The organism is Mesorhizobium sp. P2_H9 (assembly GCF_056403215.1).
Genome location: NZ_JBFUFX010000013.1, coordinates 43019 through 53820, shown reverse-complemented (window position 1 = coordinate 53820; position 10802 = coordinate 43019). Strand labels below are relative to the sequence as shown.

11 protein-coding genes are annotated in these 10802 nt (G+C 61.6%); 4 read left to right on the top strand and 7 right to left on the bottom strand.

Annotated elements, in window-relative coordinates; genetic code table 11:
• Positions 1-12: 12 nt before the first annotated feature.
• From AC1DXN_RS23635 to AC1DXN_RS23620, 4 genes are all read left to right on the top strand, one after another.
• Complete coding sequence (locus AC1DXN_RS23635) at positions 13-942, top strand: MurR/RpiR family transcriptional regulator (RefSeq protein ID WP_477276351.1); 930 nt, start codon at positions 13-15, stop codon at positions 940-942.
• A gap of 27 nt (positions 943-969) precedes the next feature.
• Positions 970-2160, top strand: coding sequence for a serine hydrolase domain-containing protein (locus tag AC1DXN_RS23630; RefSeq protein ID WP_477276350.1), 1191 nt, complete (start codon positions 970-972; stop codon positions 2158-2160).
• Between the two features lie 118 nt (positions 2161-2278).
• Positions 2279-2533: a hypothetical protein gene (locus AC1DXN_RS23625; protein ID WP_477276348.1), complete on the top strand. Its 255-nt coding sequence runs from the start codon at positions 2279-2281 to the stop codon at positions 2531-2533.
• Between the two features lie 6 nt (positions 2534-2539).
• Positions 2540-2812 (top strand): hypothetical protein, encoded by a 273-nt coding sequence (locus AC1DXN_RS23620; RefSeq protein ID WP_477276346.1) that lies wholly within the window; start codon positions 2540-2542, stop codon positions 2810-2812.
• Positions 2813-3147: 335 nt separating this feature from the next.
• On the opposite strand, the gene AC1DXN_RS23615 is transcribed toward AC1DXN_RS23620, so the two are convergent.
• The 7 genes from AC1DXN_RS23615 to AC1DXN_RS23585 all read right to left on the bottom strand — a co-directional run bounded on the left by AC1DXN_RS23615 (position 3148) and on the right by AC1DXN_RS23585 (position 10787).
• Positions 3148-4605: an NAD-dependent succinate-semialdehyde dehydrogenase gene (locus tag AC1DXN_RS23615; protein WP_109658911.1), complete on the bottom strand. Its 1458-nt coding sequence runs from the start codon at positions 4603-4605 to the stop codon at positions 3148-3150.
• A gap of 18 nt (positions 4606-4623) precedes the next feature.
• Positions 4624-5667, bottom strand: coding sequence for a tartrate dehydrogenase (locus AC1DXN_RS23610; RefSeq protein ID WP_477276343.1), 1044 nt, complete (start codon positions 5665-5667; stop codon positions 4624-4626).
• A gap of 103 nt (positions 5668-5770) precedes the next feature.
• Positions 5771-6121 carry a cupin domain-containing protein gene (locus AC1DXN_RS23605; protein WP_477276342.1) on the bottom strand — a complete coding sequence of 117 codons (351 nt, stop codon included), beginning with the start codon at positions 6119-6121 and terminating at the stop codon, positions 5771-5773.
• Positions 6122-6299: 178 nt separating this feature from the next.
• On the bottom strand, positions 6300-7994 hold the full coding sequence (locus AC1DXN_RS23600) for a GMC family oxidoreductase (protein ID WP_477276340.1): 1695 nt from the start codon (positions 7992-7994) through the stop codon (positions 6300-6302).
• Positions 7991-8788 (bottom strand): ABC transporter permease, encoded by a 798-nt coding sequence (locus AC1DXN_RS23595; RefSeq protein ID WP_477276338.1) that lies wholly within the window; start codon positions 8786-8788, stop codon positions 7991-7993. The genes AC1DXN_RS23600 and AC1DXN_RS23595 overlap by 4 nt, the downstream gene beginning before the upstream one ends.
• Positions 8789-8791: 3 nt before the next feature.
• Complete coding sequence (locus AC1DXN_RS23590) at positions 8792-9664, bottom strand: ABC transporter permease (protein ID WP_109658916.1); 873 nt, start codon at positions 9662-9664, stop codon at positions 8792-8794.
• Positions 9665-9746: 82 nt separating this feature from the next.
• On the bottom strand, positions 9747-10787 hold the full coding sequence (locus AC1DXN_RS23585) for a polyamine ABC transporter substrate-binding protein (RefSeq protein ID WP_109658917.1): 1041 nt from the start codon (positions 10785-10787) through the stop codon (positions 9747-9749).
• Positions 10788-10802 lie beyond the last annotated feature (15 nt).

The window sequence follows — 10802 nt, the reverse complement described above, 5'->3', positions numbered from 1 at the left end:
GAGGCAGTCACTGTGGCGAAAGCACGAAGCGGCAAGGATGCCGCGGGATCGAATGGCGTTGAGGAGAAGATCGACATCGAAGCGATCCTGCGCGACCGCATGTCCGGGTTTTCGCCCTCGGAGCAAAGCCTTGCGGCTTATATCTTGGACAACATCCAGATATTGCCCTTCGAGACCGGCAGCAGCATAGCGCAGGCGGTCGGCGTCAGCGAGATGACCGTAACGCGGTTCGTTCGCGGCCTTGGCTTCGAGAACCTGCGCGACCTCAAGAAACGATTGCGCGTGGCGGTCACGGAGAAGGACAGCGAAATCGATGACTACATGGCCCGCTTTCAGATGCGCGAAGGCCGGCAGCAGATGCTGCAGGAAAGCCTGCGGCTGGAGCTGGATGCCATCGTGAAGGCCTATGCGTTGACCACGTCCGAAGTGTGGGACGAGGCGGCGAGCCTGCTGGTGAAGGCGCGCACCATCTATGTCGTCGGTTTCCAGGCCTCGAAGGGCCTGGCGCTCGATTTCGCCAGCCGCCTGCTGTGGGCGCGTTCCAACGTCATTTTCGTCGACAACACCTCGGGCACGTTCGGCGAGATCATCAACGCAGATCCCAAGCACAGCGCCGTCGTCCTTGTTGACACGGCCTCCTATGCGACGCGCGGCATCAAGCTGGTGGAGAAGCTGAAGTCGATGGACATGCCGCTGGTCATCGTCACCGACAAGTTCAGTCACTGGGCCTTTGCCTATACGCGCTTCGTCTTCGAGGCGCATACGCATGTGAAGACCTTCTGGGATTCTACGGCAAGCCTCAGTGTCGTGCTCAATCTGCTCATCGACGCCGTTGCCACCAAACTCGGGCCGAAGGCTAAGCGCAACTTCGCCATGATGAGCGACATGGGCACCCTTTTTGGAGAATTCGTCGGCGGCAGCTATCTGCGCCGTAGCGATTGATCCATTCCAAACCACACGAGAGCATGCATGAGCAGTATCCCGCCATTCCGTGACCCGACTGCACCCAGCAATTCTGTCGTTCCAAGGCAAGACTGGGACCGCGCGCCCTGGAACCGCTGGACTTTCCAGCATGTCCGGGACCTGCTGCCGACCACGCAGGTCTGGCGCGGAGCAGGGCCGGCAAGCCTGCTGCCGGCCGATCTGCGGGATATCGACGCCATTCCCTTCGCGGCGGAGGGGCAGGCCTATACCATTGGCAGCTTCCTCGAGACGAGCTATGCCGATGGCCTCCTGGTGCTCCATGGCGGCAAGATCGTCGCCGAGCGCTACCTGAACGGCATGACACCGCATACCCAGCACCTGTCGCAATCGGTCGCCAAGTCGGTCGTCGGCACCGTGGCGGGCATCCTGATCGGCCGCGGAGTGGTCGATCCGGCCGCGTCCCTGACGCACTATCTGCCGGAGCTGGAGGCGACGGCCTATCGCGGCGCGACCGTCCAGCACGTGCTCGACATGACCAGCGGCGTGGCCTTCGACGAGACCTATACCGCGCTCGATTCCCACATGGCGCAACTCGATGTCGCCAGCGGCTGGAAAAATCGTTGGAACCCGAACTGGCCCACGAATGTCTGGGACCTGATCCTGTCTTTGAAGGATCTGGAGTGCCCGCACGGTACCTCCTTCCGCTACCGCTCGATCGAGACGGATGTCCTGTCCTTCGTTCTACAGCGCGCCGCCGCTGCCCCACTTGGAGAACTCGTCAGCCGTGAATTGTGGGCGCCGATGGGGGCGGAGGAGGACGCCTATTTCACCGTGGACGCTGCCGGCTACGCTCTGGGTGACGGCGGGTTCAATGCGACTCTTCGCGACTATGCTCGTTTCGCCCTGCTGCATCTTCGCGGCGGCGAGATCGACGGCCGGCGTATCGTGTCGACCGAGTGGATTGCCGGGACACGGTTTGGTGCTGATCCGACACTCTTCGGCGGCATCTATCAAGAGGTTCTACCCGCCGGGGCATATCACAACCAGTTCTGGATCGAGGATACCGCACGCGGCGTCTATATGGCTCGCGGCGTCTTCGGACAACTGATCTACATCGACCCGGTGGCGGATTTCGCGACGGTTGTCCTGTCGAGCTGGCCGGAATTCGTCAGCACGACGAGGATGCGGACAGCGCTGGCGGCCGTCAGGGCTATCCGAGGGGCGCTGTCGTCGTAGCGAGCAGGTTATCCCCGTTCTGGTCCGCAGCCGCGCTGGCGCTCGCCCTGGTCGCGTGGCCAGGTGCGGTTGGACGTCCCGGCCCGCTTGAGGGCATAGAATCGAGGGGGAAGAGACAATGAAAACAATTCGCAACGTGTCCGACCTGCGCGTGGTCATGCACCGCAACGAACGGCCGATCTATTTTATCTCGGCCACCAACTTCAACCTGCTCGGCATTGACCAGTGGGTGCGAAACTTCAAGTTCATCAGCTACATAGACTGCTTCGACGGCCGCCACCCCAAGGTGATGGTGCCCTCGCGCCAGCCGCACAACGAGTTCGCCTCGCTCGCCTCCGTGCCCAATACGCTCGGACCGGCCAAGACCTATTAAGAGCTGATGGCTTGGGCGAAGAAGGCAGGAATCGGCACCGACCTCGTTGTCCAGACGGCGTTCGGCGACAGCGGCCACACCACCTTCTTCATCTCCAATGAGCAGGAATACGGCCGTCACGCCAAGGAGATCCAGGCGCAGGACGAGGTCATGATCATGAAGCGCATCAATTGCCGGGGCGCGACTATGGAAGCCTGCGCCACCCGCTCCGGCACGCTCGTCGGACCGCTGCTCACCGAGGTGGTGAGCCGTCGCGAGCTGACTGGCAACGCTCATTGAGGCGCTCGTCTCGATAACGTTCCTGAAGCTGAGCCCGACCGAGTAGATAGGTCTAATACAACTTTGCCTCGACAGCGGATGTGGCGGGCGGTGCGGAGCACAGTCAGGATGGTCATTTCAGTCGGGACGCTCAGCCGCCGGTCACGGATCTTCTGAATGGCTTCAAGACGATGCGGCTCTTTTTGCGGCTATGTGACCAAACGCATGACGGCTCCCGCAACAAGCTCGTCTCACGCCAGGCTCGGTGAAGTCGCCAGCTTTCCTAGCCGACGGAACCGGAGGCCGGAGGGTTACAATGATGGGCCGCACGCAAGAAGACATGCATCCTTCGCGGTTCAGCTCAGCCCACCAATGTGGAAGGTTTTCATTTCCAGATACTCCTCGATTCCGCACTGAGCACCCTCCCGGCCGAGGCCGGACTGCTTGACGCCGCCGAAGGGGGCGACTTCGGTAGAAACAGAGCCGGTGTTGAGACCGACCATACCGAACTCCAGCGCTTCGACAACGCGCCAGGAGCGCTTCAGGCTTTCGGTATAGAAATAGGCAGCAAGCCCGAAGGGCGTTGCATTGGCGATGGCGATGGCCTCGGCTTCCGTTTCGAACCGGAACAACGGGGCGACCGGGCCGAAGGTTTCCTCGCGGGCAAGCAGCATGTCGGTCGTCGCGCCGCCGAGCACCAGGGGCACGGCATATTGCTTGCCCTTGGGCATGTCGGGGCGCTTCGAAAGAATCTGCGCGCCCTTGGCAAGCGCGTCCGCTACATGGCGGTCGATCTTGTCGATAGCGGCCTCGTTGATCATCGGGCCGATATCGACCGGCGCGCCCGTGCCGGGGCCGACCTTCATCGCGGACACGCGGGCCGACAGTCTGGCGGCGAAAATGTCATAGACACCCGACTGGACAAGAATCCGGTTTGAGCAGACGCAGGTCTGGCCGCCATTGCGGAACTTGGAGACGATGGCACCTTCGATAGCCAGGTCGATGTCGGCGTCGTCAAACACGATGAACGGCGCATTGCCGCCAAGCTCAAGGCTCAGCCGCTTGATGCTGTCGGCGGCGCCGCGCATCAGAACCGACCCGACGCGGGTCGATCCGGTAAAGGAGATCTTGCGCACCGTTTCATTCGCCATCAGCTCGGTGCCGATCTCGGCCGGCATACCGGTCACGATGTTGATCACGCCGGGTGAAATACCGGCACGTTCGGCCAGCACTCCGAGCGCAAGGGCGGAGAAGGGGGTGAATTCCGACGGCTTGACGACCACGGTACAGCCTGCGGCAAGGGCGGGCGCCACCTTACGGGTGATCATCGCGTTCGGGAAGTTCCAAGGGGTGATGATGGCGCAGACGCCGACCGGTTCTTTCAGTATGACGATCCTGCGGTCCGCTGTCGGCGAGGGGATGGTCGTGCCACCGACACGCCGGGCTTCCTCGGCGAACCATTTGACGAACGACGCCCCGTAGCGGATTTCGCTAAGCGCTTCCGACAGCGGTTTGCCCTGCTCAAGCGAGAGGATCAGGGCCAAATCCTGCTCATGCTCGAGCATCAGGCGGTGCCACGCTTCCAGCAGAGCGCCGCGCTCGGCGTGGGTCTTGGCTTTCCATGGCGCAAAGGCGGCATCGGCGGCCGCGATCGCCTCACGGGTCTCAGCACCGCAGACGTCGGGAACATGGCCTAGCGTCCCTTGCGTCGCGGGGTCCGTCACCGGCACCGAAGCGCCCGAGGCCGCGTTGCGCCAAGCGCCAGCGATGAGGCATTGCTCGCGGAACAGGCTTTTGTCGTTCAGGGTTTTCATGGCGAGATCCTCTTCAATTTATACGAGCGCAGCCAGGACAGCGGCGGTAATCGCATCCGTCCTGTCCCTGCCGGGCACTGTGCCGATGCCTTGCGCGGTGGCGGTCTCAACGGCTTTGATGATGTCTGCGGCCGCCGCCGCTTCGCCGAGATGATCGAGCATCATGGCGGCGGACCAGATCGCCGCAATCGGATTGGCGATGCCGAGATGGGCGATGTCAGGGGCGGACCCATGTACCGGTTCGAACATCGACGGTGCGCTACGTTCTGGATTGATGTTAGCGGATGCGGCGAAACCGAGCCCGCCCTGGATCGCGGCGCCGATATCGGTCAGGATGTCACCGAACAGGTTGGAGGCCACAACCACATCGAGGCTCTCCGGCGCCGTGATCATGCGTGCGGCGAGCGCGTCGACGTGATAGCTGGTCACTTCGACATCAGGATAATCCGCCTCCAGCTTTCGCGTGATCTCGTCCCAGAACACCATCGAGTACTTCTGCGCATTGGACTTGGTGACGGAGGCCAGCTTGCCCCGCCGCGCCCGCGCCTGCTCGAAGCCGAAGCGCAGGATGCGCTCGACGCCGGCGCGGGTGAAGATCGATGTCTCCACCGCAACCTCGTCCATCGTGCCAACATGAACGCGGCCGCCGGCCCCGGAATATTCCCCCTCGGTATTTTCGCGGATGCACAGGATGTCGAAGGCGCCGGCCCTCAAAGGTCCTTCGACGCCCGGCAACAGCCTGTGCGGACGGATATTGGCATATTGCACGAAGGCCTTGCGGATCGGCAGAAGCAGACCGTGCAGCGAAACGGAATCCGGCACTTCGGCGGGCCAGCCGACGGCACCAAGCAGAATAGCATCGTGACCTCGCAGGGTCTCGATACCGTCTGACGGCATCATTAATCCGGTTTCTTTGTAGAAGGCGCAGGACCATGGAAAGCTCTTGGCTTCGAGCGCGAAATTCCCACGTTTGGCGGCGGCTTCCAGGATTTGCCAAGCGGCTTCAATGACCGGGCCGCCGATGCCGTCACCTGGGACAAGCGCGATAGTGTAGGTTGTCATGTGTTCCCCTTACGGAGCGATCAGCACGCTTTGACTCGCGGTTTGGCCTACCGCCTTGGGGGCCGAATTCTTGCCGATGCCGGGGCCTACCCGCAGCATCATGTCAGCTGACGGTGGCGTAAATCTTGCGGACGGTCTCGACCGTGCGCCAGACGCCGGCGAAGCCAGGCTTCATGACGAAATTGTCGCCGGCGCGATAGGTTGCGGTTTCGCCGTCCTTCTCCGTCAGTTCGACGACGCCGGAGATGTGGCAGAATTCGAAGGTCGTGCCCTTGATCGAATGGGTTTCACCGGGGGTGGCCTCCCATACGCCGGTGTGAACGGTCTCGTCGCGCGAGACGTCCTGCGCCCATGTTTTGAATGACGGGTCGCCGGATATCAGACGGTTTGCTGCGGCCTTGGATTCGCGGGGCGGGGCTTGTGGGTCGGTTTCGATGCGCTTGATGAGGGGCATGGTCGTTTCCTTCTGGGATGTTTCAATTCCCGCACTGGCTCGCGAGTATGGCGCTGACCGTCGGACCATTTGAAGCTTGGCCGACCGGGTCAAAGCCATGCGCCGTCGATCTGAGATTTCCGCACACTTTCCATTGTCGAGTCCGGTGTCCGGCCATTCTGCCCGATGGCGGTTCCGTTCAGTTCGCAGCGCGGATCATGTCGGCGATGCGCTCTGCCATCATGATCGTTGGAATGTTTGTGTTGGCGCACGGAATCGAGGGCATCAACGATGCATCGCACACACGCAACCCTTCCGTTTGGTAAACCTTGCCGAAAGGCGACGTCACGGCCATCGCATCATCGGGCGTCCCCATGCGGCAGGTGCCGGAGGGATGCCATGTTCCGGCGACATGCCGGGAGACGAATTCGGTCAGCGCGGCATCGTCCTTCAACAATCCATCCACGGTCGTCCCCATCGTAATCACCGAATGCACAAGAGCTCCGCGTAGTGGCCCGGCTATGTCGAGCATTGCCGACAGGGCACCCCGCTGCAGCGCATTCCAGGGACCTGGAACGGCGACTTTCGCGACGCGCGGCGAGTAGCTGGAGGGGAAAACGGTGCCGCGAGCGCCGTTCATGGTCGGATCAAGCAAAGTCTGCGCACCGAGCCGCAAGGCGCTCTTCAGCCGCTCAAGATCCCGCTCGTCGCTGAGCATGCGGAAATCGACATCCGGCTCCGCATCGGGATCGGCGCTGGAAAGACGCACAACACCGCGCGAATAGGATTTGTTGACCCAGAAGAACAGGCTGCCCATGCGCAACCCGACGGAATGCCAGCCCGAGCGCGACAGGATGGCCGCATGCATGTCGCCGAACGGCGTTCCCTCAAGGTTGGAGGAGAAACGCCAGACCGCCTGTTCGTGATGCTCGCATTTGTCGCGCACCCGCATGTGCGAGGGAAGGAAGGCTGCAACTGCAATCGAGGGGTGCTCCATCAAGTTTCGTCCGACCCCGGATCTCGATGCGACAACCGGAATGCCGAGAGCCGCAAGCTCATTGCCAGGCCCCACGCCGGACCGCTGCAGGAGTGCCGGAGAATGTATGGCTCCGGACGCCACAATCACCTCGCGGGCCATAATCTTCCCAGCGTGGTGCCCGGATATCTCGGCGCCGATTGCGCGCGCGCCATCGAAGAGGATGCGCGTTGCCACACTGTCGGTCACGATTTTGAGGTTCGGCCGTTTGCGCACTTCGGGCGTCAGATAGGCGATGGAGGTCGGCAGGCGGTCGCCCGCATCGCTAACAGCGATCGCGCCGCGAAAGGCGCCGTCCTGCCAAGGGCCGTTCTGGTCTGGCTTGATTGGATGTCCCCGTGCCTCCAGCGTTTTCATCACGCGGGCGACAAAGGGCGAGATCTTTGCATCGCTGACGCGGCGGATGGTCAGCGGGCCATCCATGCCATGCAGCGGCCCTTGAAAATCTCTGTCTGCCTCGATCTTCCTGAAATAGGGCAGGCACTCCTCCCAGCCCCAGCCCGTGGCCCCCAGCGACACCCATTCGGCATAGTCGGAGGGCGCGCCGCGATTGGCCATCAGCGCGTTGATGGCCGAGCCGCCGCCGAGAAGTCTGGCTTGCTCATAGCGGCGCGACAGACGCGTCGCGCTGTTGGAGCGAGCGTACCCCATCATCGCGGTAAGGGAAGACCAGATGTTGCGTGTGTCGAGATAGGCGCGGCCGGGATAGCGGCTGCGCACCGCCTCCGGAATGTCGTCGGCGGATATGTTGCGTCCGGCTTCGACCAGCGTCACGGTGCGGTTTGGATCCTCCGACAGCCGTGCGGCAAGGACGCAGCCGGCCGAGCCGCCCCCCAGGATCAGATGATCGACGATCATCCGGCTTTCTCCGTGCGTCGTTTGCTGCCGCGCGCATTGATCGCCACCAGCATCAGCATGATGAAGGAAACGGCAGTCAGGAGCGAGCTGATCGCGGCGATTGTTGGGTCAATCTCATCGCGCAGCGCCGTGAACATGCGCTTGGTCAGGGTCTGATATTCACCGCCCGAGATGAACAGCGAAACCACCGTTTCGTCCATCGCGGAGATGAAGGCGAACAGCAGGCCCGAAATGACGCTGGGCCGGATCTGCGGCAGGGTGACGATGAAGAAGGTGCGCAGCCGATTCATACCCAGGCTGCGCGAGACCATCTCCTGCGTATGGTCGAATTTGCGCAGGCCGACCAGCACCGAGGTGATCACATAGGGAAGTCCGAGCATCGTATTGGCGAGAATGAGGCCCGTCATGCTCGCCAGCAGCCCAACTTGCGCATAGACGAGAAAGACGCCGACGGCGATGATGACGATTGGCACCACCAGCGGCAAAAGCAGGACGAGCTGCAAGCTGCGCACCAGTTTCGACGAAGTCATGTTGAGCGCGTAGGCGGCAGCCGTTCCGAAAATCGTGGCCAGCACGGCGCTACAAACCGCGACGATCAGGCTGACACGGGTCGCCTGCATCCACGCGGCGCTGTCGAGATAGGCCTCATACCAGCGTAGCGACCACGAGGGCGGCGGGAAGGTCAGGAACCGGGCGCTTGAAAAGGACATCGGCACAATGATGACGATCGGTATGACCAGCCAGGCCAAAATAAGAGCGACCACGGCGTAAAGCAGGAGACTGGAAGCGCGCATGCCTCACCTCGTTCCGATGATGCGTTCGAAGGGAATGAGAAGGCTGGCCAGCTTGAAGACGAGGAAGACGCAGATCATCAGCACGACGCTGATCGAGGAAGCAGCCCCCCATTCGTTGTAGACTTGGATATTGCGCGATACGAGCATGGAAACCATGTAGGTGCGCCCGCCGCCGAGCAATTCTGGCGTGATGTAGAAGCCCAGCGTCAGCACGAAGACCAGAACCATGCCGGCGATCATGCCCGGCAGCGACAGCGGCAGGAAGACACGCAGAAAAACATGCAATGGAGATCCGCCGAGGCTCGAGCCGGCCATGACCAGCTCCTGCGGGATCTTCTTCATCGTGGCGTAGAGAGGCAGCACCATGAAGGGCAAAAGGATGTGGATGGTGGCAAGCACGGTGCCGAATTCGTTGTTGACCAGCAACAGCGGGCTGTCGATCAATCCGGCGCTTTTCAGCGCGGAATTGACGATGCCGGTGCGCTGCAAAAGGATGAGCCAGGCATAGGCGCGCACCAGAACGCTGGTCCAGAAGGGCAAAAGGACGAGCGCCAGAACGATCATGCTCCAGCGCTGTGGCAGTCCCGCCGCCACATAGGCGACGGGATAGCCGAGCAGAACGGTTGCCAACGTGACGACGAAGGCAATGCGGAAGGTCTGCAAAAACGTCATCCAGTAGACGGAATCGGTTAGAAACCGCTGGTAGTTGACGATGGTGAAGCCGCCATCCTGCCAGATCGACTGCCAGGCCAGCCAGCCGAGCGGTACGATCAGAAGCGCACCGACGACCAGAAGCGCGGGCGCCAGGAGCAGAAGCATCAGCCTCTGCTCGCTGCGCTCGTGACTGTCGGACGGGCTTGCTATCGATATCGTCATCAATGACCCTCCCAAGACGTCTTTGCGCTTTCTGATGCAGGTCGTTTTCCCGAAGCCGCTGCGCACTTGCGGGCGACATGCTTTACTGCTGGATAAAGGACGCCCAGCGTTTTTGCGCGTCTTCGCCAGCCTTCGAGCTCCACCATTCGTCGGACACCAGAACCTGTTTGGCGGCATTCTCGGGGGAACTTGGCATTTCGGCCGCGCGCTCCGGTGTGATCTTGCCGGTCTTGTAGGCTTCCGGGTTGCCCGGACCGTAGTCGATATAGGCCGGGAAGTTCGCTTGAATATCCGGCGTCATCGCCGCGTTGACGAATTTGACCGCCGTATCGAGATTAGGCGCACCTTTCAGGATGCACAGCGAGGTATATTGAAGGAAGCCTTGATTGAACGTGTAGCTGACGGGGATGCCCTCCTTGGCGACTGCGGTGACGCGGCCGTTCCACGCCATTTCCATATCAACTTCACGATCGGCCAGAAGCTGCGCCGACTGCGCGCCCGATGTCCACCAGACGGTGATATAAGGCTTGATCTCCTGGAGCTTCTTGAAGGCTCGATCGACATCGAGCGGATAGAGCTTGTCGGCCGGTACGCCATCCGCGAGCAGGGCCGCCTCGAGCGTTGCCAGCGGATGGTTGCGCAGCGCCCGCGTGCCGGGAAATTTCTTCACGTCCCAGAAATCAGCCCAGCTTTTCGGCGGATTGTCGCCAAACTTATCCTTGTTGTAGGCGAGCACGCTTGAATAGAATTCGTAGGCCACGGAATAAGGGCTCTTGTACTGCGCAGGCATCTTCTGTGCATTGGGGATCTTGGAAAAATCGAGCTTTTCGATCATGTCTTGCTGTCCGCCGCGAATGCAATCCTGCGTCGGTGTGTCGACGACGTCCCAGACCGGCTTGCCCGTTGCCGTCTGGGTCTTGATGACTGGCCAAGCATCCGGCGCGCTGTCCTGGTTGATGGTGATGCCAAGCAGGGCGGCCACCGGATCGAGGATGGCCTTGGTCTGGGCCTCTTGATAGGCGCCGCCTTGCGAGACGAACGTGATCTGTTCCGCCGACGCAAAACCGACGGAAAAGCCGATGACTGAAGCGGAAAGCACGAGCGTGGAAAATTTCGGTAGCATGTCCGTTCTCCTCTT

Coding starts and splice junctions, on each gene's coding strand:
- AC1DXN_RS23630 (WP_477276350.1), top strand. CDS start 970: ATGAGCAGTATCCCGCCATTCCGTGACCCGACTGCACCCAGCAATTCT.
- AC1DXN_RS23625 (WP_477276348.1), top strand. CDS start 2,279: ATGAAAACAATTCGCAACGTGTCCGACCTGCGCGTGGTCATGCACCGC.
- AC1DXN_RS23620 (WP_477276346.1), top strand. CDS start 2,540: ATGGCTTGGGCGAAGAAGGCAGGAATCGGCACCGACCTCGTTGTCCAG.
- AC1DXN_RS23615 (WP_109658911.1), bottom strand. CDS start 4,605: ATGAAAACCCTGAACGACAAAAGCCTGTTCCGCGAGCAATGCCTCATC.
- AC1DXN_RS23610 (WP_477276343.1), bottom strand. CDS start 5,667: ATGACAACCTACACTATCGCGCTTGTCCCAGGTGACGGCATCGGCGGC.
- AC1DXN_RS23605 (WP_477276342.1), bottom strand. CDS start 6,121: ATGCCCCTCATCAAGCGCATCGAAACCGACCCACAAGCCCCGCCCCGC.
- AC1DXN_RS23600 (WP_477276340.1), bottom strand. CDS start 7,994: ATGATCGTCGATCATCTGATCCTGGGGGGCGGCTCGGCCGGCTGCGTC.
- AC1DXN_RS23595 (WP_477276338.1), bottom strand. CDS start 8,788: ATGCGCGCTTCCAGTCTCCTGCTTTACGCCGTGGTCGCTCTTATTTTG.
- AC1DXN_RS23590 (WP_109658916.1), bottom strand. CDS start 9,664: ATGACGATATCGATAGCAAGCCCGTCCGACAGTCACGAGCGCAGCGAG.
- AC1DXN_RS23585 (WP_109658917.1), bottom strand. CDS start 10,787: ATGCTACCGAAATTTTCCACGCTCGTGCTTTCCGCTTCAGTCATCGGC.